The sequence below is a fragment of the Burkholderia sp. COPS genome, from assembly GCF_019425585.1.
GTDB classification, from domain to species: domain Bacteria; phylum Pseudomonadota; class Gammaproteobacteria; order Burkholderiales; family Burkholderiaceae; genus Burkholderia; species Burkholderia cepacia.
This window is the reverse complement of the sequence record NZ_WIXR01000014.1, coordinates 157,282-179,540: the sequence shown is the minus strand read 5'-3', so window position 1 is coordinate 179,540 and position 22,259 is coordinate 157,282. Positions and strand designations below refer to the sequence as shown.

Sequence of the window (22,259 nt, the reverse complement as noted above, 5' to 3'; positions counted from 1 at the left end):
CGTCAGGCGCCCTTGATGCTGACGAGTCCGTTCAGCACCTGGTCGAGACCGCCGAACACCGAGATGCGGTCGATCCGTTCCGCGACGCGCTCGAGCGTTTCCAGCTCCTTGAGCCGCAGCGCGGTCGGGTTTTCTTCCATCACCTTCGCGGTGTTCAGCAGCGAACGCGTGGCCGCCGTTTCCTCGCGGCGGCGAATCACGTTCGCCTGCGCGGACTTTTCCGCCTCGACCACCTGCGCGAGGATCGTCTTCATGTCGCCCGGCAGCACGATATCCTTCACGCCGACGCTGCGCACGTCCACGCCCGAGTTGCCGAGGCGTGCACGCACCTGCGTGATCACGACGTCGTCGATCGACTGCTTGTCTTCCAGCAGTTCGTCGAGCGAGCGCGTGCCGACGGCCGAACGCAGGGCGAACTGCAGCTCGCGATACAGGTGCTCGACCGGCTTTTGCAGCTGGCCGAACGCATGCAGCACGTCCGCATAACACCACGTCGCCGACAGGTTCAACCGCAGCGCGACCTTGTCGCGCGTCAGGATTTCCTGTCCGCCGACTTCGAGCGCCTGCACGCGCAGGTCGACGAGTTCGACCGCGATGTCGCGGTTGAAGCGCCAGAACGCCGAGACACCCGCGTCCAGCAGCCGCTCGATCTTGCCGTCGATCTTCAGCACGCCGACGTGGTACGCCGGCACCTGCGCCAGCAGTACGCCCGCCAGGCCCGCCACGCCGCGCGCCCGCAGTGCCGGTTGCGCGATGCGCTTCACGAGCGCGGCCGGCAGCACGCTGTCCTGCGCGAGATCGACGCGCTCGAGACGGTGCGCGGTCAGGCCGCGCCAGTACAGCCGGCGCGTGCCCGGCGCCAGGATCTCGACGAGCACGTCGTCTTCGTAGCGCAGGCCGGCTTCGTCGTCGGCGAGATCCATCGCGACGAAGTGCCGGGCGAGCACGTCCGGTGCGTCGTGACGCAGGTAATCGGCCAGTGCCGCGTCGGCGAGCGGCGCGTCGAGACGCGCGGTCTGCACCGACAGGCGCTTGAACGGATCGAAGGCCTTGAACACGCCCGGTTCGAGCACCTTCACGAAATCGCCCTCGTTCATCAGCAGCGCGCGTTCGTTCTTTTTCACTACATGTCGCATCCACATATTCTTGTCCTTTTCTTCGATGACCGCCGGGTGACGCGCATCGTGCGGATCGCGGGGCGACGCAACCGGGCGGGCGGCGCGCAGGCCCGGCGCCGAAGTGCGCGGCGACGCATCCTGCTTCGCGTCGTCGTGCGCCTTTGCGCGGGCCGTGCGGCCGTCCGGCCGATCGCGCGGAACCGCAACCGGTCCGACGCGCGGCGGGCCTTGCGGCCCGCACCGGCGGGTACTGCTTTCATTACAAGGCTGTCCTTGCGGACAGCGTTCGAGCGGGATTCGAACCCGCTACACACCGGCTTGCGCCGGCTGCTCTACCCGAATGAGCTACCGAACGGAGGGCGCCCCGGGATTCGAACCCGGGCGAAGTTCCAGTACGCGCCCGTTTGCCTTCGTCTGCCCATGGCGGCATGCGCGACCGCGACGAAACAGGTTCGGCGGCGGCGCACCAGCAGGGCTTTGTGAACCCTGGCTCGCGGGCCAGCGGGACATCCGGCGCTCTCTATTTAGCGAGGAGCGTGCCAGCGGGCGGGGCTATGTGCGAAATAAATCGCAAGCACTTGAAATAAAAGGGGAAGTTATTTGTCATGACCAGCGACGAATGGAAATTCGGCCATAGCTCGTTCCGGAAAATTCGATACAATCGGATCGCTTCTTATCTTGTGGGATAAACATGCGCAAGACCGTCGCGATCGGTTTTCTCGGTACCGTGCTCGACCAGGGCGGCGGCTCGCAGCGCCGCTGGCGCAACTGGCGGCCGACGATTTCGCTGTGCGAGCAGCGCGACATGCCGGTCGACCGGCTCGAACTGCTGCACGCGCCGAACTACGCGCGTCTCGCGAACCGCGTGAAGCAGGACCTCGAGCGCGTGTCGCCGCACACCGACGTGCGGCTCGTCCCGATGGAGATTCGCGATCCGTGGGATTTCGAGGAGGTCTACGCGACGCTGCACGATTTCGCGCGCGCCTACCCGTTCGATCTCGACCGCGAGGACTACCTGATCCACATCACCACCGGCACCCACGTCGCGCAGATCTGCTGGTTCCTGCTGGCGGAGGCGCGCTACCTGCCGGCGCGTCTCGCCCAGACGGCACCGCCGCAGAAGACCGACGAGGGGTTGAGCGGGCCCGGCACGATGTCGGTGATCGATCTCGACCTGTCGCGCTACAACCGGATCGCGCAGCGCTTCACGCGCGAGCGCGACGAGACGGTGTCGTTCCTGAAGGCCGGCATCGCGACGCGCAACGCGCGCTTCAATGCGCTGATCGAGCAACTGGAGCGCGTGGCCGTGCGTTCGCGCGCGCCGATGCTGCTGGTCGGGCCGACGGGCGCCGGCAAGTCGTTTCTCGCGAAGCGCGTGTACGAGCTGAAGCGCGGCCGCCATCGGCTCGCGGGGCCGTTCATCGAGATCAACTGCGCGACGCTGCGCGGCGACGCGGCGATGTCGACGTTGTTCGGCCACGTGAAGGGCGCGTTCACGGGCGCGCAGTCGGCGCGGGCCGGGCTGCTGCGCGCAGCGGACGGCGGGCTGCTGTTTCTCGACGAGATCGGCGAACTCGGGCTCGACGAACAGGCGATGCTGCTGAAGGCGATCGAGGAGAAGCGTTTCCTGCCGGTCGGCGCGGACGTCGAGGCGACCAGCGATTTCGAACTGATCGCGGGCACGCACCGCGACCTGCGGCAGATGGTGGCGGCCGGCACCTTCCGCGAGGATCTCTATGCGCGGATCAACCTGTGGACGTACGAACTGCCGGGGCTGGCCGAGCGCCGCGAGGACATCGAGCCGAACCTCGAATTCGAACTCGACCGGTTCGGCCGCGAGCAGGGCGAGCAGGTGCGTTTCAACGTCGAGGCGAAGCGGCGCTATCTCGCGTTCGCCGCGTCGCCGCGTGCGGCGTGGGCCGGCAACTTCCGCGAGCTGTCCGCGTCGGTCACGCGGATGGCGACGCTGGCCGATGCGGGACGGATTACCGAAGCGCTGGCCGAACAGGAAGTCGAACGGCTGACGCGCACGTGGTCGCAGCCGGGCGGCGCGGGATCGTCCGACGCGTGTGTCGAAGCGGTGTTCGGCACGCGCGCGGCGGAACTCGACCTGTTCGACCGTGCGCAGCTCGAACGCGTGCTCGACGTGTGCCGCGTGTCGGCAAGCCTGTCGGAAGCGGGGCGCACGCTGTTCGCGGTGTCGCGGCAGAGCAAGAAGCAGCCGAACGACGCGGACAGGCTGCGCAAGTATCTCGCGCGGTTCGGGCTGGATTGGGAGGGGGTGAAGGGCACGCTCGATGCGTCGAGGTGACGGGCACGCGCGATGCATTTTTTGTGTCGCGCATGGTGGATAGCGCGTGCGGTATCGTGCACGCAAACTTGGGAGGGTGGTGGTGATCGCGATTCCTTCGTCGGTCAAGGCGCTGTTTGCCGATTCGGGGTGGCGTGGCGATTCCGGTTGCCGGGTGTCGTCCGGCGATGGCGAGCATCCGGGGGATGCCATCCTGCGCGAATTCGGCGGGCTGATCGTGGGCGCTTCCGCCAGCGGGCAGACCTGCGCGCGAATGGGGCTCGCCTTTCATGCGCTGGCGCGCAAGGATCACCAGATCGACGCGTGGGAACAGGCGCTCGGGACGACGATGATCGGCTTCGCCGAAGACGATCTCGGGTACGCCGAGTTTTATGTCGATGCGCAGGGCCGGGTGTTCTCGACCAATTGCGTGGTCGACGGTGTGCATCTGTGCGGATTCACGTTCGGCGAAGCGGTCGAGCGGACGCTGCTCGGGCGCGTCTCGATTCCGCTGTTGCTTGACCACCGGGCGACGATCGCCCATTACGGCGAGGTTCTGACGAGCGACGATCCGCGCGTGATGACGGTCCGTCAGCTCGTTGCCCGCACGTGAAGCGGCGACGCGCTTCAGCCGTGTTTCAACCGGCCGCCTCTGCCGCCGCCTCGTGAAACGGCGCCAGGAATGCCCATTCCGGCTGCGCGGCCGCGACATCCGCCAGCCCGCGCGCGAACGCGTGCGCCGGCAGCCACGGATACCCGAACGCCGCATGCAGCGCGTCGAGTTTCGTCGACTTCGGATCGTCGATCGTATCCATGCGCGCGACATGAATGTGCAGCGCGGCGATCCGCGCACCGCTTTCGCTGTCGGGTGTGAACTGCCAGCGGTACGTGCCGTGCCCGATCCGCAACGCGCCGTTGTCCTTCTGCCGCATCACGACGAGCCACGACATCCGGCTGACGCCATGCGGGTCGACTTCGGGTTCCGTGCATACGTAATAGGTCCGGCACCGCTCGAACCGCTCGCCGAATTCCTCGACCAGGGTGCGTGCGATCGCGGCCGCGCCCGTCACGCGCGGCGGAAAATCGATGTCGTCGTTCGCGAGCGAAAAGCTCAGCTCGGCATCGGCCGCGAAGCAGTCGGCGATCAGCGCGGGCCGGTTCAGGTCCTTTGCGCGCAGATAGCATTCGAGTAGCGCGCGAAGCGATGCGGGATGAAGCGGGAAGGGCATGGACGAGCCTCCTGTAGCGGGAAATGGGGTCACGCGCAGCGGCCGGACCTGGCCAGGGGCGCATGTGCCTTTGCCGTATAATTTCGTTTCAAAGCTAAATTCGCATGACCGTACGGAGCGTCGAAGTCATGGCCAAGCAGCAAGAGGAGTCCGTTCTGACCATCACCAACCCGGCCTGCCTGATCGACGGCACGGACACGGAATTTCGCCACCTGATCAACGGGCTGCTGCCGTTTGCGGCCCGCCTGCTGTCGGTACGCGACGGCTTCGGCTCGCTGGTCGGCCTCACCGGCATCCAGTATTCGCTGCTCGTATCGGTTTCGCATCTTTCGCACGACGACGTCGTGACCGTCAACCGCCTCGCCGATCACCTGCACCTGAGCGGCGCATTCGTCACGATCGAGACGGGCAAGCTGAAGAAACTCGGCCTGATCGACAAACGCCCGGACCCCGACGACAAGCGCAAGATGCGTCTCACGGTCACGCCGGCCGGCTCGAAGCTGCTGAAGGCGCTCACGGATACGCAGCAGCGCATCAACAACGTGTTGTTCGAGGGCGTGACGAAGACCGAATTCAAGGCGCTCTGCTCGGTGATCGACCGCCTCGTCACCAACGGCGACCGCGCGACGCTCGATCTCGCGCACCTGATCGCGCGCCAGGAAAAAGGCTGACGCGCACGCGCCGCCAGCCCGCCTGACGCTCGACCGCATTCAGTGCGCGGCCCACTCGATCGTATTCAGGTCGACCCCTTCGAGATGCATGTCCCACAGCGGGCTCAGCGCGCGCAGCTTGCCGACCGTGTCGCGCACCTGCGCAATCACGCTGTCCACTTCGGCCTCGGTCGTGAAGCGGCCGAGCGTGAAGCGGATCGAGCTGTGCGCGAGCTCGTCGCTGCGGCCCAGCGCGCGCAGCACGTACGACGGCTCCAGCGATGCCGACGTGCACGCCGAGCCTGACGATACCGCGACACCCTTGATCCCCATGATCAGCGATTCGCCTTCGACGAAATTGAAGCTGACGTTCAGGTTGTGCGGAATCCGGCGGGCCAGATCGCCGTTCACGTAAACCTCGTCGAGCGTCGACAGGCCGGCCAGCAACCGGTCGCGCAATGCGCCGACGCGGCGGCTTTCCTCCGCCATCTCTTCCTTCGCGAGCCGGAACGCCTCGCCCATCCCGACGATCTGGTGCGTGGGCAGCGTGCCCGAGCGCATCCCGCGCTCATGGCCGCCGCCGTGCATCTGCGCTTCGATCCGCACGCGCGGCTTGCGGCGCACGTACAGCGCGCCGATCCCCTTCGGGCCGTAGACCTTGTGCGCGGTCACCGTCAGCAGGTCGACGTTCAACGCATTCACGTCGACCGGGATCTTGCCGGCCGCCTGCACGGCGTCGCAGTGGAACACGATGCCGCGCGCGCGGCACAGCGCGCCGATCTCGGCCACCGGCTGGATCACGCCCGTTTCATTGTTCGCGAGCATCACCGACACCAGGATCGTGTCGGCGCGCAGCGCCTGCCGCACCGTGTCGAGGTCGAGCAGGCCGTCTTCGCGCACGTCGAGGTACGTGACGTCGAAGCCCTGGCGTTCGAGTTCGCGGCACGTATCGAGCACGGCCTTGTGCTCGGTCTTCACCGTGACGAGATGCCTGCCCTTGCCCTGGTAGAAGTGCGCGGCGCCCTTGATCGCGAGGTTGTTGCCCTCGGTCGCGCCGGAGGTCCACACGATTTCGCGCGGATCGGCGCCGAGCAGCGCGGCGACGTGCGCGCGCGCTTCCTCGACCGCCTGCTCGGCATCCCAGCCGTAGCTGTGGCTGCGTGAAGCCGGGTTGCCGAACTGCTCGTGCAGGAATGGCACCATTTTGTCGACCACGCGCGGATCGACGGGCGTCGTCGCGCTGTAGTCCATGTAGATCGGGCGGGATTGCATCGATGCGGCTCCGGAAAACGGTGTCTCCCGCAGTGCGCGAAAGCACCGCGGAACAGGGTAGCCGCAGTGTACGTGGACATTCGCGGGCGCCGCGCAACACCCATCCCGTCAGTAGGGTTGTCTTTCAAACAAAGCTTTCTAGGTCAGGGTTTACGACAACTTGAACCCGCCTTTGTGTTTACATTTAATAAAAGCTAAATAACAAAGCTAAATAACGGTGCTTTGTTGGGCCGGATTCCGCTGCGGAATCCGGCGATGCCACCCAAGGAGGACGAGATGAGCGAGAACCATGCCGGAACCGGTGCGGGTGCCGACGCGCAGCGGCGCTTTCGCACCGCGCTGTCGATGTTCGCGACGGGCGTCGCGGTGATTACCGCCCCGCGCAAGGAGGGGGCGCCGATCGGTATCACGGTCGCGTCGTTCAATTCGGTGTCGCTGGACCCGCCGCTGATCCTGTTTTCGGTCGACCGTCGCAGCCTGAGCCTCGGCGACCTGGCCGGTGCGGGCGGCTATGCGGTCAACGTGCTCGACGAGACGCAACAGCATCTGTCGAACTGCTTCGCGAAAGCGAACGGCGACAAGTGGGGCTGGCGTGCCGGCGCGGCCGATGACGACGGCGCGGTGCTGCTGCCCGATGCGCTCGCGACGTTCGAATGCGAGCCCTATGCGCAGTACGACGGCGGCGATCACGTGATCTTCGTCGGCCGCGTGACGCGGTACCGCGCGCGCTCGGAAGGGCGCCCGCTGATCTTCTTCGGCGGCCGCTATCGCACGCTCGACGGCATGCACGCGCCGTCTGCCTGAATGCAATCCACGTTTCATTCCACCCAGGAGGACATCATGATCAAGAACGGGACCCAGCACATCGCGTCGCTGCGCGACGGGCGGCAGGTCTACCTGAACGGCCAGCCGGTCGGCGACGTGACCGCGCATGCGGCATTCCGCAATTCGATCCGCAGCTACGCGAGCCTGTACGACTACCAGGCTCGCGACGAGAACGTCGAGAAGATGACGTTCGTGTCGCCCGACTCGGGAAACCGCGTGAGCCGGATCTGGCAGCTGCCGACCTCCTACGACGAACTCGTCGAACGCCGTGCCGCGCTGGAAGCGTGGTCGGAGCTGCATTACGGCTTCATGGGCCGCTCGCCGGATCACGTCGCGTCCTGTCTTGCCGGCATGGTGATGGGCGCCGACGTGTTCGAGCAATACGATCCGGCGCGGGCGGGCGCGCTGCGCGACTACTACCGCTACGCACGCGACAACGACCTGTTCCTGACCTACGTGATCGTGAATCCGCAGGCGAACCAGTCGAAGGCCGCGCACGAGCAGGAGGACAAGTACCTCGCGGTCGGCATCGTCGATCAGGATGCCGAAGGCATCACGGTGCGCGGCGCGAAGATGCTCGCGACGAGCGGAATCATGGCGAACGAGGTGTTCTGCAGTTGCATCCAGCCGCTGCGCGAAGGCGACGAGATGTATGCGCTGTCGTTCGCGGTGCCGATGAACGCGAAGGGCATGAAGATCCTGTCGCGCAAGTCGTACGAGGAGAACGCGACGTCGGTGTTCGACAACCCGCTGTCGAGCCGCTTCGACGAGAACGACGCGGTGCTGTATTTCGACGACGTGAAGGTGCCGTGGGAACGGATCTTCGTTGCCGGCAACACGGCGATGTGCGCGAAGCAGTTCCACGCGACGCCCGCGCACGTGTACCAGAACTACCAATGCCAGGTGCGCCTGATGACGAAGCTGCGCTTCCTCGTCGGGCTCGGCCTGAAGATCTCCGAGGTCAACGGCACGAATGCATTCCCGCAGGTGCGCGAAACGCTGGGCCAGCTCGCGGCCGAAGCGTCGATGGTCGAGGCGTGGGTCTACGGGATGGAAGCGAAGGGTACCGTCGTCAACGGCTTCTACGTGCCCGACCGCAACATGCTGTACGGCTCGCAGGTCGTCACCCAGCAGCTCTATTCGAAGGTGCTCAACACGCTGCGCGAGCTCGCCGGCGGCGGAATGATCATGCTGCCGTCCAGCGTGCGCGATTTCGAGAACCCCGACCTGCTGCGCATCATCGAGAAGACGCAGAAGTCGCCGGTGTGTTCGTCCGAGGAGCGCGTGAAGTTCTTCAAGCTCGCGTGGGATGCGGTCGGCTCCGAATTCGCGTCGCGCCACAACCAGTACGAACTGTTCTACGCCGGCGCGTCGTTCGTCACGAAGGGGCATGCGTATCGCACGTACGACTGGCAGCGCGCGTCGCATCTCGTCGATTCGATGCTCGGCAGCTATTCGCTGAACCAGGAACTGTCGACGCCGCACGCCGCCTGACGCGCCGCATCGCGTTCGACTCATCCGCTATCGCCACAGGAGAGACAGATGGCCATCAACAAGCTTCACGACGAATTCCATGCGCTGGACATGCAGCGCGACTGGCAACTGCCGGAAGGCTATGACCCGGCATCCGGCGCGCAGGAACTGATCCTGTCCGGCGCGCTCGACACCGAGCGCAAACGCGGCAGCCGCACGCGCCTGCTGCGCCTGCCGGCCGGCCTGCATACGAAGAAACCGTTCGTGCACGACTACTGGGAAGAGGTGTTTCTCGTCGAAGGCGACCTGACCGTCGGCAACGACGAACACGGCAACGGCGGCACGCCGTTCAAGGGCTACACGTATGCGGTGCGCCCGCCCGGCGCATGGCACGGCCCGTTCAAGTCGAACGGCGGCTGCGTGCTGCTGGAGATCCACTACTACGACCCGGCCTGAGCCCGGCCATTCACGGCACAACGCGGGCGGCGCCGCATCGCGCGTGCGCTGCCCGCTACGAGGAGCATTCGATGAAAACCATCACGTTCGCGATCGACGGTCGCGACGGCCGCACCGAGCGCGCGATCGCGATCGACACGCTCGTGATCGCGGGCTGGACCGGCCGCGACACGGCCGCCGTGGAGAAGCACATCCGCGAGCTGGAGGAACTGGGCGTCAAGCGCCCGGCGACGACGCCCGTGTTCTATCGCGTCGCGGCCGACCGCCTCGATCCGTCGCCGGCAATCCAGGTATCGGGCGGGCAGAGCAGCGGCGAAGCGGAATTCGTGCTGGTGCGCGACGGCGGCGAGACGTTCGTCGGCATCGCGTCCGATCACACCGACCGCGAGGTCGAGACGTACGGGATCACGGTGTCGAAGCAGATGTGCGGCAAGCCGTGCGCGAACACGCTGTGGAAGCTCGACGACGTGGCCGGGCACTGGGATCAGCTCGTGCTGCGCGCCTACGCGACGATCGACGGCGAGCGCGTGCTGTACCAGGAAGGCAAGGTGAGCGCGATGCGCGCACCGGACGACCTGCTCGCACAGTTCGCGCGCCACGGCGGCCGCTTCGTCGACGGCACCGCGATGCTGTGCGGCACGCTCGCGGCGATCGGCGGCATCCGGCCGGCCGAGCGGTTCGAAGTCGAGCTGGACGATCCGGTGCTGGGCCGCACGCTGCGGCATGCGTATGCGGTGGACACGCTGCCGGTGGCGGGCTGACGCGGTCGGGAACGCGCACTCACGCGCGGCAGATCGCGATGATCTCCGCGCTGGCCGCAGCGTCGAACGGCGCGTGCTGCCAGTCGCCGTACCAGTCGGCCGACGGGAATCCGGCCGCGATCACGCGCTCCCGCAGGTCGGGTTGTGTGATGAAGCGCAGGCGGCTCGTGTTCGTCAGCACCGTGTCGTCGCGGCGGAAGCGGTAGTGCGTGTCGAGCGTGACGATCGCGCCGTCCACGGAGCGCACCGCATGATGAAGGTCGACGATGCCCGATTCGCGCGATTCGACGCTGCGTGCCGAATGTGCCGGCGTCCATGCACGCCACGGCGCGATGCGCGGATTGCGGGTCTCGAACAGGAAGCGGCCGCCGTCGGCGAGCACGCGCCGCGCGCCGCGCAGCGTCATATCGATTTCCGCGTCGGTCAGCAGGCACTGGAACGCATGGCCGGTCATCACGACCGCATCGAACGGCGGCGCGTCGGGCGGCAGGCCGTCGAGCCCGCACGCAAGCCAGTGGACCGCGTCGGCGCCCGGCTGGCGTCGGGCGTATTCGATCATCGCCGGCGCGGGATCGATCGCCGTGACGTCGTGCCCGGTTGCCGCGAGCCGGCGCGCGAACGTGCCGGTGCCGCAGCCGAGGTCGAGGATGCGTCGGCGTGCGGTGCCGATCACGGACGCGTAGAACGCGAAATCCCGATCGCCCGCGTTGAACAGGTCGTAGACCGCGACGAGGCGCGGGTCGGTGTAGAGCGCTTCGCCGGCGGGCGGGGCGGCGGACGTCATGCGGCCGCGCGTGTCAGCGCTGCTGCACGGCCACGCGCAGCCCGAGCGCGATGAAGATCGAGCCGATGATCTTCCCCTGCCAGCGCGTGAGCCACGTGAGCCGCTTCACGATGCGGCCGAGCGGACGGATCGAGCAGGCGATCAATGTCGTGTAGAGCGAGCTGAGCACGACGAAGATCAGCCCGAGCACCGCGAACTGCACGAACGTCGAGCCGCGTTCCGGATGCACGAATTGCGGCATGAACGCGAGGAAGAACAGCGCGGTCTTCGGATTCAGCACCTCGGCGGGAATCGCCTGCAGGTACGCCTTGAGCGGCGTGACGGGCGATACGCTCGGCAGCGACGGATCGGACTGCTTCTCCAGCAGCGCGCGCACGCCGAGATAGATCAGGTACGCGGCGCCGATCACCTTCACGACATTGAACGCGAGCGCCGACGTCATCAGCAGCGCCGACAGGCCGACGGCCGCGAACAGCGTATGCACGAAGTCGCCGCTGGCGACGCCGAGGCCGGTCAGGATGCCGGTCTTGCGGCCGCCCTGCACGGTGCGGCTCAGCACGAGCAGCACGGCGGGGCCGGGAATCAGGAACAGGCCCAGGACGACGGCCGTGAAGGTGGTCAGCGTGGTCAGGTCGAACATGACGGCTCCGGCAGGTGGGTGCGGCGGCGGGGGATCGGGGCATTGTATTCGCTTCGGCAGGCGGCTGCAGACGCCGCACGGGCCCCGCACGGATACCCGCCCGGGCGGCAGGGCCGCGCCGGCGCCTTTCTGGTATAAGCACGAAAGGACGCGCGGGCACGGCGTCCGGCTTCCTCCATCGTCCACCGTTTCATGCGCCAGCTTCCTCCGACCACCGATCCCGCAGCGGATGACGAAGTCTTCCACGTGCCGCGTCCGCTCGTCGTGTTCGGCGGCTCGGTCGTCGAGCCCGAATGGCGGCTCGAGCGGCACAGCCATCCGCAGGCGCAGTTGCTCTACACGCTGAGCGGCGTCATCTATTGCGAGATCGACGGCGGCGTGTGGAGCGCGCCGCCGCAATGCACGGTATGGATTCCGGGCGACGTCCCGCACGCGGCGCGCGGCTCGGCCGGCGCGACGTTCTACGCGGTGCTGGTCGAACCGGATGCCGCCCTCGATCTCCCCGCGCGCTGCTGCACGCTGTCGGTGTCACCGCTGCTGCGCGAACTGCTGCTGAAGGCGGCGAGCTTTCCGAACCTGTACGACGTCGACGGGCCACAGGGGCGGCTGATGGCGACGCTGCTCGACGAACTCGTCGCCGCACCGGTCGAGGACCTGTACCTGCCGATGCCCGCCGATCGCCGGCTGCGCAAGCTGATCGACCATCTGCTCGCCGATCCGGCCGACAAGTCGCCGCTGGCCGAACTCGCGCGGCGCGCGGGCATCAGCGAGCGCAGCCTGACGCGGCTCGCGGCGAAGGAGCTCGGGATGAGCCTCGGCGACTGGCGCCGGCGGCTGCACGTCGCGCTGTCGCTGCGGATGCTGACGACCGGCCGCCGCGTGCACCAGATCGCGATCGATCTCGGCTACGAGAGCGCGAGCAGCTTCGTGACGATGTTCCGCAAGGCGACCGGCAAGTCGCCGACGCAATTCCTGACCGACCGGCAACGCTGAACGGTGCGACTCGCGCGATCCGCACCATCCGGGCGCGATTGGCCGGATCGAGCAAGCGGTTGGCCGGGACGATAAATGACGCCGTGGGCCTCGATCCATAAAATGAGAATCGTTCTCATCTGGAGGCCGACATGCACATCACCACGACCGAATTCCCGTTTGTCTGGTTGCGTTACACCGGTTCGACGCACACCGACCCCGCCAGCCTGATCGCCGAGCTCGACGCGTTGCTCGCGCGTCGCGAACCGTTCGTTCTTCTGACCGACGATGCGCCGTCCGGCGATGACCGCGGCGCCGACGATCACGAGTTGCGCAAGCAGCTCGCGAAGTGGAGCAAGGCCAACCGCGCGCAGTCGCGCGAATGGATTCCCGCGATGATCGCGATCGAGCCCGACGCCGCGCGGCGCGTGGCGCTCGATGCGTTCTCGGGCGCGTTCGAGAAGGTCTGGGGTTATCCGCTGAACGCGGCCGCCACCCGCGACGACGCACTCGCGCTGGCGCAACGGCTGCTCGACGAACCGGCGCGCCGCGCCGCGGCGGCGAACGGCTGAACCGTCTGCCGCGCCGGCGGCGCGGCGTTCCTCGATACGCAGGCACGGCGGGCGCGCAAGCGTGCGCCGCGGCATGCGGCAAACATGCAGGGGTGTCCGGTGGACAATCCGATCCGCGCGATGCGCATCTTCACGCGCATCGTCGAAATGAACAGCTTTACGCGCGCGGCGCAGGCGCTCGGCATTTCGCGCGCCACCGCGACGCGGACCGTGCAGGAGCTCGAAACGGCACTCGGCATGCCGTTGCTGGTGCGTACGACGCGCGCGCTGCGGGCGACGCCCGAAGGCGACGCGTATTACCGGCGCTGCGTGCGCATCACGGCCGATGTCGACGAGCTCGAGGCCAGCATTCGCGGCGCCGCGCTGCACCCGAGCGGGCCGCTGCGCGTCGAGCTGCCGGCGGCGGTCGCGGACGCGATCGTGCTGCCGGCGCTCGGCGAGTTCCATGCACGGCATCCCGACCTGGCGCTGACGCTGGGCGTATCCGGGCGCCCGGCCGATCGCATCGGCGACGCGATCGACTGCAGCGTCCAGCTTGGTGAACTGCCCGATTCGTCGCTCGTTGCGCGCCGGCTCGGCACGCTCGAGCGCGTGACATGCGCGAGCCCCGCGTATCTCGACCGCCACGGCGCGCCGCGCACGCTCGACGATCTGGCCGTGCATCGTGCGGTCGGCACGTCGCCGGTTCCGGGGCAGCGTACGGCCGAACTCGAGTTCCTCGTCGATGGTGCGGTGCGCAAGGTGCGGCTCGACGGGATCGTCAGTGTGGAGGACGAGCGGGCGTACCTGGCGTGCGGTGTGCATGGCCTCGGGCTGATCCAGCCGCCGCGCGTCGCCGCGCAGCCGCTGATCGACGCGGGGCGGTTGCGGGAAGTGCTGCCGTGCTGGCGGCCGGGTGCGATCGCGGTGTCGGCCGTGTACGTGAAGCGCCCGCATGTGTCGCCCGGCGTGCGCGCGTTCGTCGACTGGATGGTCGAGCGGTTCTCGGAAGCGTCGCGAAACGGGGAGGGGCTGGTCGTTGCGGGGGGCGTTTTACGGCGGCCGGTGCCGGAAACGATCGAGGTCGACGATCGCGAGGGTAGTGAGGCCGCGATGGTGTGAAGGAGGCGCGATGGATGTAGCGCGATCAAGCGCTCGCGAGATGGAACGCGCCGGCCATGCGTTCCTGTTCCCTTGCAGGGAGCGCGAGCCGTGTCGCAAGCGTTCTCCATTGGCCGACGATGCTGCTGAAGTCGGCGATGATCTCGTCGGCGTCCTGTAGCTTGAGCCGAAAATATTCGCATACCTCGCGGGCAAGTTCGAGGTCGAGAGCGTTGTCGGCTTCCGTAATGTTGAGTTTGAGCCCGTCGGCGACGGCGACAGGGTTCATGTCGTAGGCTGCCGAGAGCCGCCACCCCGCACCCGGTACCAGAATGAAGCCGTGATTGCGAAGATGATCGTCGGTGTTCGAGACCAGCAAGTTGAAGACGATTCGCGCCCACAGCTCGCGCAAGTCGGCGTTCGGCTGCGCGCCGTGCCGCATGAGCACTTCGGCCAGTTCTAGATAGCTGACGCCAGTCGACGCATCGTCGCCGTCGACGTGGTTGGTCATGGTCATCGCCGACGCGAAATGCAGGCGTCGGCCCTCCGCCGTCCGATCGAATCGCCGAACCAGGAAGCAGTGATGCTCGCTGGCGAATTTTCGTGCTTCGGCGTGCGCGACGTTGAGGCCGCAACCCACCGCCAGCGCATTGACGACCATCTCCCAACCGCCGACGTCGTAGTCGTCGCGCGCGCTCGGAAACTTCGCGATATAAAGGCGGCCTTGATCGTCGGCCACGCTTGCCTTGGGTCTTGCGCCGCCGAGCGAGCCGCCGGGGGCGATGAGCATCGACAGCCAGTCGCGGCCATTCGGGGCGGTATTGTCGACGTCTTCCTCCAGCGCGCGACTCGCGCGCTCCAGTTCACGGATCTCGGCAAACGGCGGTGCGGCAAGATCGTGACGGTCGTCGAGGAATTCTCCGGTGTCGTCGAGCTTGTAACGCAATGCGCCGACACGGTACAGGTCGTGCACGCCAAGCAGGTAGTCCGACTCGTGCAGGCGAGTGCCTTTCGGTCGCAGGCCGGCGCGAATGTCACGCTCCAGCCTGCGATCCATCAGCATGCGGCCCCATCGATCGGGGCTGGAGTCGGCGAAGGCGCCGAACGTCTCTCGCGGTGGGGCCGGGTATTGGGGGCCGTCGAAGCAACCGATTGCCGGATCGATCTGCACGTTCGCGAATTCGGGTGCCGCCAGCGCGGCAGACGCATACTGGAACTCGAACCGCTCGCTCGCCCGCGTCTTGCGGCTGTGCAGGAGTCCGAGCTTTTGCGGTTCTGCCAAGCCGTCCCAATCTGCGTAGATACCGATCGTCGTCATTTCCCTCGATGCTCCCCATGCCGCTTTCGTGCCGGCTTCAGCAATGCGGCAAGGTCGGCCGCCGTGGTGCCGCGAACATCGCCGTGGTCGGTGGTGTCGGAGGCGGCGCTGCCTGTGTCGGTCGCTTTCGTGGTGGAAGACGCGGTTGCACGATTGCGCCGTTTGGGCTCCGATGCTGCGGCAGAAGGCGGCGGCGGCACGGTTCGTCGATCGGGCCGCGGTTTGACGAGCCGCGCGTCTTGAAGCTGGCGTCCGAATTCGTCCGTGGCAGCGAGATTTTCCAGATCGTTCTGGAGCCCCAGGACCTGCATGACGGACAGATACGCGCCCATGGTGACGCCCGACCCGCCGGCTTCGAGTGAACGGAGCGTCATCGGCGACATGCCGGCGCGTTCCGCGACCTGCTTGGCCGTCAGTTTCCGGCGCAGGCGCGCAAGTTTCAGCCGCTCGCCGAATTCGGCGAGCAGCTGGTTCGATACCGGCAGGAGCGGGGCGGTCTTCTTTGCCATGAGGCTAATATTTCAACGTTTTGCTAACGGAAATGCCAGAATATTAGCACAATCGGTGCGGTTCATCGGTGTCTCGTGGGCTGGTCGACTATGCGGGATGCCAATATTTTGGCTATTTCTCAAATAAATAGCCAAAATACTGGCATTCTTGTTTCCGTGCCGTGTGCGCGGAGACACCGGGCGTGCCGTGCCGATTCCTACACCGCCCTCAACCGCCCCAGCTCCTCCGCCAGAAAATCCACGAACGCCCGAATCCGCGCGGACATCTGGTGACGCTGCGCATACACCGCATAAATGTCGGCGCCCGGCGTTTCGTGATCGGGCAGCACGACGACCAGGCGGCCGTCGGCGAGGTAGTCGCGCAGATCCCATTCCGCGCGCATCAGGATTCCGTGCCCGTCGAGTGCCCACTTCACGGCGATCTCGCCGTCGTTCGTCGTCAGGTTGCCGTTGATCCGCACGGCTTCCGTATTACGCGCCGTGCCGCGCCCGCTCGTCAGGCGCCAGACGCCGTAACCCTCGTCGCCCTGGCGGATGCCGATGCAGTTGTGCCGCGTCAGGTCGTGCGGCGCGCCCGGGGTGCCGTGCCGCGCGAGATAGGCGGGCGACGCGCACAGCAGCCGGCGGTTCGGCGCGAGCCGCCGCGCGACGACGCGCGAATCGGGCGGCTCGCCGAAGCGGATGCACACGTCGAACGTGTCGTCGGTGAGCGGCGGCGGCATCACCGACAACTGCAGTTGCACCGACACTTCCGGATACCGCGCGACGAAGCGCGAAATCGCCGGGCCGACGTGGCTGCGCCCGAAACCGAGCGTCGCATTCACGCGCAGCAACCCCTTCGGGCGCTGCTTCGCGCTGCCGAGCAACTCGCCGAGTTCGTCCATCTGGTCGAGGATCCGGCGCGCGTAGTCGAGATACACGTCGCCTTCCGGCGTCAGCATCATCCGCCGTGTCGTGCGGTTCACCAGCGTGACGCCCGCGCGCCGCTCCATCTGCGTGAGCCGCTTGCTGACGGCCGCCGCGGTCAGCCCGAGTTCGCGCGCGGCCGCGCTGAGGCTGCCGGACGCGGCGAGCGTCGAGAAGAAGCCGAGATCGGCCGGCTGGACGGTATCCGCCATGACGGGATTCATGAATTCAAGTTAAAGATGCTTTGAGTCTAGCACCGGTTCCCGCACTCCTGGTTCGGTAAAGTGCCTCCACGCTGACGATCAATCGAGGATGTGCGCATGAAGACCTACCGTATCGCAACGATTCCCGGCGACGGGATCGGCAAGGAAGTGGTGCCGGCCGGCAAGCAGGTGCTGGAAGCGCTGGCCCGCGGCAGCGACCGCTTCGCGTTCGAGTTCGAGGATTTCGACTGGGGCGCCGATCATTACCGCGAGCACGGCGCGATGATGCCGGCCGACGGCCTCGACGCGCTGCGCGGCAAGGACGCGATCCTGTTCGGCTCGGCGGGTGACCCCGACGTGCCCGACCACGTGACGCTGTGGGGGCTGCGCCTGAAGATCTGCCAGGGCTTCGACCAGTATGCGAACGTGCGCCCGACGCGCATCCTGCCCGGTATCGACGCGCCGCTGAAGCGCTGCGGGCCCGGCGACCTGAACTGGGTGATCGTCCGCGAGAACTCCGAGGGCGAATATGCGGGCGTCGGCGGCCGCGTGCACCAGGGCCATCCGATCGAGGCCGCGACCGACGTGTCGATCCTCACGCGTGCCGGCGTCGAACGCATCATGCGCTTCGCGTTCCGGCTCGCGCAGTCGCGCCCGCGCAAGCTGCTGACCGTGATCACCAAGAGCAACGCGCAGCGGCATGCGATGGTGATGTGGGACGAGATCGCGAAGCAGGTCGCGCAGGAGTTTCCCGACGTGACGTGGGACAAGGAGCTTGTCGACGCGGCGACCGCGCGCATGGTCAACCGGCCGGCGTCGCTCGACACGATCGTCGCGACCAACCTGCACGCCGACATCCTCAGCGATCTCGCGGCCGCGCTCGCCGGCAGCCTCGGCATCGCACCGACCGGCAACATCGATCCCGAGCGTCGTTATCCGTCGATGTTCGAGCCGATCCACGGCTCCGCGTTCGACATCATGGGCAAGGGGCTCGCGAATCCGGTCGGCACGTTCTGGTCGGTCGTGATGCTGCTCGACCACCTCGGCGAAGCGGAAGCCGCCGCGCGCGTGATGCAGGCGATCGAGGCGGTGACGTCCGACCCGTCGCTGCACACGCGCGATCTCGGCGGCAGCGCGACGACCGCGCAGGTGACGGCGGCTGTCTGCGAGCGTGTCGCGAACGCGGCGATCGCCGCCTGACGACACGGGCGGCGATGGGCGGGCGGGCCGCGACGTAGCGGCGGCGCGCGTGCGCAGCCGGTAAGCGGCCGCTGCCCGTTCTTCGTCCTCGTTTTCCTGCCCGCGACTCGCGCATCCGACGCGAGCCGGGTGCCTGCCCGCCCGCTTCGCGGCGGCGCCGGCAAGCATTCACGGACAGAGCACGGCTCGACCTCGAAGGAGGAGACACATGCAAGCGGATCTGGAAACCCGCGTCGCGCGGAAACTGATGTGGCGCATCATTCCGTTCGTGATGCTGCTTTATTTCGTCAGCTTTCTCGATCGCGTCAACGTCGGCTTTGCCGCGATGACGATGAACAAGGCGATCGGCCTGTCGCCGACCGCGTTCGGGTTCGGCGGCGGCCTGTTCTTCATCGGCTACTTCCTGTTCGAAGTGCCGTCCAACCTGATTCTGCATCGCGTCGGCGCGCGCATCTGGATCGCACGCGTGATGGTCACGTGGGGGATCGTGTCGGCCGCGTCCGCATTCGCGGCCGGGCCGACGAGCTTCTACGTGCTGCGCTTCCTGCTCGGCATGGCCGAGGCCGGATTCTTCCCCGGCATCATCCTGTACCTGAGCCTGTGGTTTCCCGCGAAGCAGCGCGCGGTGGCCGCCGCGTGGTTCATGGCGGCCGCGCCGATCTCGACCGCGATCGGTTCGCCGCTGTCGGGCGCGATCATGCAGATGCCGCCGATGTTCGGGCTCGCCGACTGGCAGATGCTGTACATCGTCGAAGCGCTGCCGGCGGTCGCGCTCGGCTTCGTCGTGCTCAGGTGCCTGACCGATTCGCCGTCGCAGGCCGCATGGCTGCGGGCGGACGAGCGCGACTGGCTGGTCGCGAAGCTGAAAGCCGAAGCCGATGCGCGCCACACGCATGCCGGGCATACCGCCGGCGCGTGGCAGGCGCTGCGCGATCCGCGCGTGCTGGCGCTTGCGCTGATCTATTTCGGCACGTCGGCGGGGCTGTACACGCTCGGCCTGTGGGCGCCGTTGATGGTCAAGCAGTTCGGCTTCACCGCGCTGCAGACGGGCCTGCTCACCGGCATCCCGAGCATCGCCGCGGTCGTCGCGATGATCGCCTGGGCGCGGCATTCGGATCGCAGCGGCGAGCGCACCTGGCACGTCGTGATTCCGTGCGTGCTCGCGTGCATCGGCTTCGTGTTTGCCGGGCAGGCGGGCACCGCGCTGCTCACCGTGCTCGCGCTGGTCGTCGTCAACATCGGGATCAGTGCCGCGAAGGCGCCGCTGTGGGCGATGCCGAGCGCGTTCCTGTCGGGGGCCGGCGCGGCGGCCGGCATCGCGATGATCAACTCGATCGGCAACCTCGGCGGGTTCGTCGGGCCGTTCGCGATCGGCTGGCTGAAGCACGTGACGGGTGGTTATGCCGCGGGGCTCTACGTGGTGGCGGGCACGCTCGCGGTGTCGGCGGTCGTCACGCTGATGCTGAGCCGCAAGGGCGAGAAGGAAGCGGCCGTGCCGGGCGTGCGGCATCACTCGTAGGCGCGGCCGGTGCGCCGGGACGGCGCGTATCGCGAGCCCGCCCGGCTTCGTGCACCGAGAGGCGCGATCAGCTGTGCGTGAACGTTAGCGCATGGAATTTCACGACCGTGCCGGGCGTCGTCGGCGGCGTGCCGGACACAACCGTCCGGTCGACGTCGCCGGCCCTGAAACAGAAGCGCTCGCCGACGAAGCTCGAATCCATCGTGAAGGTCCCGGTCGTGCCGTTCGCCGTGACGGTGATCGTCGTGCCGCTCTACGACGCCGTCGCAGCGACGTGCCGCGCGATACGCGCCGCACAGGCGTCGGGCGTCGCGTCCGACGTATCGAGCACCATTTGGCTGAATGGCCGCGACGCATAACCTTCGCGATACATCTCGGCGATCCGGCTCCGCTCCCAGTCAGTCAGCGCGCGCGAGCCGCGATTCGACGACGCGATCGCTTCGGGCGGCGCAAGCGTCACGACGAACAACCGCGCATCGCGCGCCTCGCAGGCGGCGCGCAGCCGCCCGAATTCCATGTCGCCGATCGGATAGGCGATGACCAGATGACGCTCGCGCGCATTCGCGATCTGCGTGACGAGACGCTCGAGCGCGATCGCCCACTGCACGTCGAACGGTGCGTCTTCGGGCGCGTCGTGATCGTCGCCGTCGATGAAGCGCGCATCGGGCAGCATGCGGGTGAGCGCGAGACCGATCGTCGTCTTGCCGCTGTTGATCGGGCCGTTCAGGTGGATGACGGTCAGGGTGGTCATGAGTCGACGAAGAAATCGAACGACTCGCAGCTTGCCACGATTGGTGCGGCGGCGCAGTGCCGTTGGTGCGCTACGCGGCGTGATGCAACTGCGGAAGGGGAAGCGGAAAGGCGGGGGAGAGGAAGGGAGCGGCAGGCTGCGTGCGTGAAGAAGAGGATCGACCCGCGCAGCCTGCCCGGCCGTGCCGCATCCAGCGATGCGGCACGGCGTCGAGCGACGCGACTTACTTGTCGTCGCCCTTGATCTGCGGCAGCGCCGATGCTTCGCCCGGCGTCAGCAGCCCGACTTGCGAATACACGCGCAGCTTGTCGCGCGTATCGGTGATGTCGAGGTTGCGCATCGTCAGCTGGCCGATCCGGTCGCGCGGCGAGAACGTCGATGCCACCTTCTCCATCGACAGGCGTTCCGGCTGGTACGTGAGGTTCGGCGACTTCGTGCTCAGGATCGAGTAGTCGTTGCCGCGGCGCAGTTCGATCTTCACTTCGCCGGTGATCGCGCGCGCGACCCAGCGCTGGGCCGTTTCACGCAGCATGATCGCCTGCGGGTCGAACCAGCGGCCCTGGTACAGCAGGCGGCCGAGACGGCGGCCGTTCTCGCGGTACTGCTCGATCGTGTCTTCGTTGTGGATGCCGGTGACGAGACGCTCGTACGCGATGTACAGCAGCGCGAGGCCCGGGGCTTCGTAGATGCCGCGGCTCTTCGCCTCGATGATCCGGTTTTCGATCTGGTCGCTCATGCCGAGGCCGTGACGGCCGCCGATGCGGTTCGCTTCCAGCAGCAGCTCGACCGGGTCGGTGAACTCGACGCCGTTCAGCGCGACCGGCTGGCCGGCTTCGAAGCGCACCGTCACTTCTTCCGCGGCGATCTTCACGTCGTCGCGCCAGAACGCGACGCCCATGATCGGGTTCACGATCTTGATGCCGCTCTCGAGGCTTTCGAGATCCTTCGCTTCGTGCGTCGCGCCGAGCAGGTTCGAATCGGTCGAGTAGGCCTTCTCGGCCGACATCTTGTACGCGAAACCGGCCTGGTTCATGAACTCGGACATTTCGGCACGGCCGCCGAGCTCGTCGATGAACGTCTGGTCGAGCCACGGCTTGTAGATCTTCAGATCCGGGTTCACGAGCAGGCCGTAGCGGTAGAAGCGCTCGATGTCGTTGCCCTTGTACGTGCTGCCGTCGCCCCAGATGTTGACGCCGTCTTCCTTCATCGCGGCGACGAGCATCGTGCCCGTCACGGCGCGGCCGATCGGCGTGGTGTTGAAGTACGTGACGCCGGCCGTCGTGATGTGGAACGCACCGCTTTGCAGCGCCGCGATGCCTTCTGCGACGAGCTGCGCGCGGCAGTCGATCAGGCGGGCGCCGGCTGCGCCGTATTCGATCGCGCGTTTCGGGATCGCGTCGTAATCGTCTTCGTCGGGCTGGCCGAGGTTCGCCGTGTATGCGTACGGGACGGCGCCCTTGAGTTTCATCCAGTGCAGCGCTGCGCTGGTGTCCAGGCCGCCGGAGAAGGCGATACCGACCTTCTGGCCGGTCGGGAGGCTTTCGAGAATCGTGCTCATAGGAATTACCGTGGATTGAAGCCGGTGGGATCGTATTTCGCGGAATATGCGAGTATCGGCTGTCCGGGAGGTTGGGGCAAGGGTTGATTTTTGTCCGGAACCGTCGCCGGGCCTGTCGCGGCGGGCCTGACGGGCGGTTAACCGGGTGGAGAACGCCGCCCGGGACGGCGCGA

Annotated in this window: 23 protein-coding genes and 1 tRNA gene; 12 read left to right on the top strand and 12 right to left on the bottom strand. The window is 67.1% G+C overall.

Going from position 1 to position 22,259, the window contains the following annotated elements:
• Positions 1–2: 2 nt before the first annotated feature.
• Together FOZ70_RS12910 and FOZ70_RS12905 are read right to left on the bottom strand one after the other, a co-directional pair.
• The gene (locus tag FOZ70_RS12910; RefSeq protein ID WP_048022446.1) at positions 3–1,142 is read right to left on the bottom strand and encodes a slipin family protein; all 1,140 of its coding nucleotides are present in this window, start codon (positions 1,140–1,142) and stop codon (positions 3–5) included.
• A gap of 258 nt (positions 1,143–1,400) precedes the next feature.
• Positions 1,401–1,473 (bottom strand) — tRNA-Cys (locus FOZ70_RS12905).
• 336 nt (positions 1,474–1,809) lie between these two features.
• Between FOZ70_RS12905 and rtcR the strand changes: the two genes are divergently transcribed.
• Together rtcR and FOZ70_RS12895 are read left to right on the top strand one after the other, a co-directional pair.
• The gene (rtcR, locus tag FOZ70_RS12900) at positions 1,810–3,429 is read left to right on the top strand and encodes an RNA repair transcriptional activator RtcR (RefSeq protein WP_219706001.1); all 1,620 of its coding nucleotides are present in this window, start codon (positions 1,810–1,812) and stop codon (positions 3,427–3,429) included.
• Positions 3,430–3,505: 76 nt separating this feature from the next.
• Positions 3,506–4,021, top strand: coding sequence for an SUKH-3 domain-containing protein (locus tag FOZ70_RS12895; protein WP_346656401.1), 516 nt, complete (start codon positions 3,506–3,508; stop codon positions 4,019–4,021).
• A gap of 25 nt (positions 4,022–4,046) precedes the next feature.
• Here the strand turns inward: FOZ70_RS12895 and FOZ70_RS12890 are convergent, their stop codons facing one another.
• On the bottom strand, positions 4,047–4,637 hold the full coding sequence (locus FOZ70_RS12890; protein WP_219706000.1) for a nuclear transport factor 2 family protein: 591 nt from the start codon (positions 4,635–4,637) through the stop codon (positions 4,047–4,049).
• 128 nt (positions 4,638–4,765) lie between these two features.
• Between FOZ70_RS12890 and FOZ70_RS12885 the strand changes: the two genes are divergently transcribed.
• Positions 4,766–5,308 (top strand): MarR family winged helix-turn-helix transcriptional regulator, encoded by a 543-nt coding sequence (locus FOZ70_RS12885; RefSeq protein ID WP_059484198.1) that lies wholly within the window; start codon positions 4,766–4,768, stop codon positions 5,306–5,308.
• 39 nt (positions 5,309–5,347) lie between these two features.
• Here the strand turns inward: FOZ70_RS12885 and FOZ70_RS12880 are convergent, their stop codons facing one another.
• The gene (locus FOZ70_RS12880) at positions 5,348–6,559 is read right to left on the bottom strand and encodes an IscS subfamily cysteine desulfurase (RefSeq protein WP_059493664.1); all 1,212 of its coding nucleotides are present in this window, start codon (positions 6,557–6,559) and stop codon (positions 5,348–5,350) included.
• 276 nt (positions 6,560–6,835) lie between these two features.
• Between FOZ70_RS12880 and FOZ70_RS12875 the strand changes: the two genes are divergently transcribed.
• From FOZ70_RS12875 to FOZ70_RS12860, 4 genes are all read left to right on the top strand, one after another.
• Positions 6,836–7,363: a flavin reductase family protein gene (locus FOZ70_RS12875; RefSeq protein ID WP_021157370.1), complete on the top strand. Its 528-nt coding sequence runs from the start codon at positions 6,836–6,838 to the stop codon at positions 7,361–7,363.
• A gap of 36 nt (positions 7,364–7,399) precedes the next feature.
• The gene (locus tag FOZ70_RS12870; RefSeq protein ID WP_048022441.1) at positions 7,400–8,878 is read left to right on the top strand and encodes a 4-hydroxyphenylacetate 3-hydroxylase N-terminal domain-containing protein; all 1,479 of its coding nucleotides are present in this window, start codon (positions 7,400–7,402) and stop codon (positions 8,876–8,878) included.
• A 48-nt stretch (positions 8,879–8,926) separates the two neighbouring features.
• Positions 8,927–9,313, top strand: a complete 387-nt coding sequence (locus tag FOZ70_RS12865; protein WP_059554557.1) for a hypothetical protein — start codon at positions 8,927–8,929, stop codon at positions 9,311–9,313.
• A 71-nt stretch (positions 9,314–9,384) separates the two neighbouring features.
• Complete coding sequence (locus FOZ70_RS12860) at positions 9,385–10,074, top strand: DUF2848 domain-containing protein (RefSeq protein WP_219705997.1); 690 nt, start codon at positions 9,385–9,387, stop codon at positions 10,072–10,074.
• A gap of 19 nt (positions 10,075–10,093) precedes the next feature.
• On the opposite strand, the gene FOZ70_RS12855 is transcribed toward FOZ70_RS12860, so the two are convergent.
• Together FOZ70_RS12855 and FOZ70_RS12850 are read right to left on the bottom strand one after the other, a co-directional pair.
• A complete protein-coding gene (locus FOZ70_RS12855; protein WP_219705995.1) occupies positions 10,094–10,858 on the bottom strand; it encodes a class I SAM-dependent methyltransferase in 765 nt (254 codons plus the stop codon).
• 13 nt (positions 10,859–10,871) lie between these two features.
• Entirely contained in the window at positions 10,872–11,498 is a 627-nt protein-coding gene (locus FOZ70_RS12850; protein WP_021157365.1) for a LysE family translocator, read from the bottom strand.
• A 192-nt stretch (positions 11,499–11,690) separates the two neighbouring features.
• Between FOZ70_RS12850 and FOZ70_RS12845 the strand changes: the two genes are divergently transcribed.
• The 3 genes from FOZ70_RS12845 to FOZ70_RS12835 all read left to right on the top strand — a co-directional run bounded on the left by FOZ70_RS12845 (position 11,691) and on the right by FOZ70_RS12835 (position 14,143).
• The gene (locus tag FOZ70_RS12845; RefSeq protein ID WP_042973320.1) at positions 11,691–12,491 is read left to right on the top strand and encodes a helix-turn-helix transcriptional regulator; all 801 of its coding nucleotides are present in this window, start codon (positions 11,691–11,693) and stop codon (positions 12,489–12,491) included.
• A gap of 131 nt (positions 12,492–12,622) precedes the next feature.
• Positions 12,623–13,042, top strand: coding sequence for an ATP--cob(I)alamin adenosyltransferase (locus FOZ70_RS12840; protein WP_069254284.1), 420 nt, complete (start codon positions 12,623–12,625; stop codon positions 13,040–13,042).
• Positions 13,043–13,141: 99 nt separating this feature from the next.
• Positions 13,142–14,143, top strand: a complete 1,002-nt coding sequence (locus FOZ70_RS12835) for a LysR family transcriptional regulator (RefSeq protein ID WP_219705994.1) — start codon at positions 13,142–13,144, stop codon at positions 14,141–14,143.
• A gap of 25 nt (positions 14,144–14,168) precedes the next feature.
• On the opposite strand, the gene FOZ70_RS12830 is transcribed toward FOZ70_RS12835, so the two are convergent.
• From FOZ70_RS12830 to FOZ70_RS12820, 3 genes are all read right to left on the bottom strand, one after another.
• The gene (locus FOZ70_RS12830; RefSeq protein WP_021157361.1) at positions 14,169–15,440 is read right to left on the bottom strand and encodes a HipA domain-containing protein; all 1,272 of its coding nucleotides are present in this window, start codon (positions 15,438–15,440) and stop codon (positions 14,169–14,171) included.
• On the bottom strand, positions 15,437–15,949 hold the full coding sequence (locus FOZ70_RS12825) for a helix-turn-helix transcriptional regulator (RefSeq protein ID WP_219705992.1): 513 nt from the start codon (positions 15,947–15,949) through the stop codon (positions 15,437–15,439). Before FOZ70_RS12825 ends, FOZ70_RS12830 begins: the two co-directional genes overlap by 4 nt.
• Before the next feature lie 197 nt (positions 15,950–16,146).
• Positions 16,147–17,067: a LysR substrate-binding domain-containing protein gene (locus tag FOZ70_RS12820; protein ID WP_048022435.1), complete on the bottom strand. Its 921-nt coding sequence runs from the start codon at positions 17,065–17,067 to the stop codon at positions 16,147–16,149.
• A gap of 108 nt (positions 17,068–17,175) precedes the next feature.
• On the opposite strand from FOZ70_RS12820, the gene FOZ70_RS12815 reads away from it, so the two are divergent.
• Positions 17,176–18,258, top strand: a complete 1,083-nt coding sequence (locus tag FOZ70_RS12815; RefSeq protein WP_021157358.1) for a tartrate dehydrogenase — start codon at positions 17,176–17,178, stop codon at positions 18,256–18,258.
• Positions 18,259–18,466: 208 nt separating this feature from the next.
• A complete protein-coding gene (locus FOZ70_RS12810) occupies positions 18,467–19,777 on the top strand; it encodes an MFS transporter (protein WP_219705990.1) in 1,311 nt (436 codons plus the stop codon).
• A gap of 67 nt (positions 19,778–19,844) precedes the next feature.
• Here the strand turns inward: FOZ70_RS12810 and FOZ70_RS38060 are convergent, their stop codons facing one another.
• From FOZ70_RS38060 to argG, 3 genes are all read right to left on the bottom strand, one after another.
• The gene (locus FOZ70_RS38060; protein ID WP_258025616.1) at positions 19,845–19,979 is read right to left on the bottom strand and encodes a hypothetical protein; all 135 of its coding nucleotides are present in this window, start codon (positions 19,977–19,979) and stop codon (positions 19,845–19,847) included.
• Between the two features lie 51 nt (positions 19,980–20,030).
• The gene (locus FOZ70_RS12805) at positions 20,031–20,528 is read right to left on the bottom strand and encodes a hypothetical protein (protein WP_059814923.1); all 498 of its coding nucleotides are present in this window, start codon (positions 20,526–20,528) and stop codon (positions 20,031–20,033) included.
• 223 nt (positions 20,529–20,751) lie between these two features.
• A complete protein-coding gene (gene argG, locus FOZ70_RS12800; protein ID WP_021157353.1) occupies positions 20,752–22,086 on the bottom strand; it encodes an argininosuccinate synthase in 1,335 nt (444 codons plus the stop codon).
• Positions 22,087–22,259 lie beyond the last annotated feature (173 nt).

Bases quoted from the DNA above. Each gene is read 5' to 3' on its own strand.
- rtcR (WP_219706001.1), top strand. From the start codon at position 1,810: ATGCGCAAGACCGTCGCGATCGGTTTTCTCGGTACCGTGCTCGACCAG.
- FOZ70_RS12870 (WP_048022441.1), top strand. From the start codon at position 7,400: ATGATCAAGAACGGGACCCAGCACATCGCGTCGCTGCGCGACGGGCGG.
- FOZ70_RS12805 (WP_059814923.1), bottom strand. From the start codon at position 20,528: ATGACCACCCTGACCGTCATCCACCTGAACGGCCCGATCAACAGCGGC.
- FOZ70_RS12810 (WP_219705990.1), top strand. From the start codon at position 18,467: ATGCAAGCGGATCTGGAAACCCGCGTCGCGCGGAAACTGATGTGGCGC.
- FOZ70_RS12845 (WP_042973320.1), top strand. From the start codon at position 11,691: ATGCGCCAGCTTCCTCCGACCACCGATCCCGCAGCGGATGACGAAGTC.
- FOZ70_RS12885 (WP_059484198.1), top strand. From the start codon at position 4,766: ATGGCCAAGCAGCAAGAGGAGTCCGTTCTGACCATCACCAACCCGGCC.
- FOZ70_RS38060 (WP_258025616.1), bottom strand. From the start codon at position 19,979: ATGGATTCGAGCTTCGTCGGCGAGCGCTTCTGTTTCAGGGCCGGCGAC.
- FOZ70_RS12820 (WP_048022435.1), bottom strand. From the start codon at position 17,067: ATGGCGGATACCGTCCAGCCGGCCGATCTCGGCTTCTTCTCGACGCTC.
- FOZ70_RS12865 (WP_059554557.1), top strand. From the start codon at position 8,927: ATGGCCATCAACAAGCTTCACGACGAATTCCATGCGCTGGACATGCAG.
- FOZ70_RS12855 (WP_219705995.1), bottom strand. From the start codon at position 10,858: ATGACGTCCGCCGCCCCGCCCGCCGGCGAAGCGCTCTACACCGACCCG.
- FOZ70_RS12840 (WP_069254284.1), top strand. From the start codon at position 12,623: ATGCACATCACCACGACCGAATTCCCGTTTGTCTGGTTGCGTTACACC.
- FOZ70_RS12815 (WP_021157358.1), top strand. From the start codon at position 17,176: ATGAAGACCTACCGTATCGCAACGATTCCCGGCGACGGGATCGGCAAG.
- FOZ70_RS12825 (WP_219705992.1), bottom strand. From the start codon at position 15,949: ATGGCAAAGAAGACCGCCCCGCTCCTGCCGGTATCGAACCAGCTGCTC.
- FOZ70_RS12875 (WP_021157370.1), top strand. From the start codon at position 6,836: ATGAGCGAGAACCATGCCGGAACCGGTGCGGGTGCCGACGCGCAGCGG.
- FOZ70_RS12890 (WP_219706000.1), bottom strand. From the start codon at position 4,637: ATGCCCTTCCCGCTTCATCCCGCATCGCTTCGCGCGCTACTCGAATGC.
- FOZ70_RS12910 (WP_048022446.1), bottom strand. From the start codon at position 1,142: ATGTGGATGCGACATGTAGTGAAAAAGAACGAACGCGCGCTGCTGATG.
- FOZ70_RS12860 (WP_219705997.1), top strand. From the start codon at position 9,385: ATGAAAACCATCACGTTCGCGATCGACGGTCGCGACGGCCGCACCGAG.
- FOZ70_RS12880 (WP_059493664.1), bottom strand. From the start codon at position 6,559: ATGCAATCCCGCCCGATCTACATGGACTACAGCGCGACGACGCCCGTC.
- FOZ70_RS12850 (WP_021157365.1), bottom strand. From the start codon at position 11,498: ATGTTCGACCTGACCACGCTGACCACCTTCACGGCCGTCGTCCTGGGC.
- argG (WP_021157353.1), bottom strand. From the start codon at position 22,086: ATGAGCACGATTCTCGAAAGCCTCCCGACCGGCCAGAAGGTCGGTATC.
- FOZ70_RS12830 (WP_021157361.1), bottom strand. From the start codon at position 15,440: ATGACGACGATCGGTATCTACGCAGATTGGGACGGCTTGGCAGAACCG.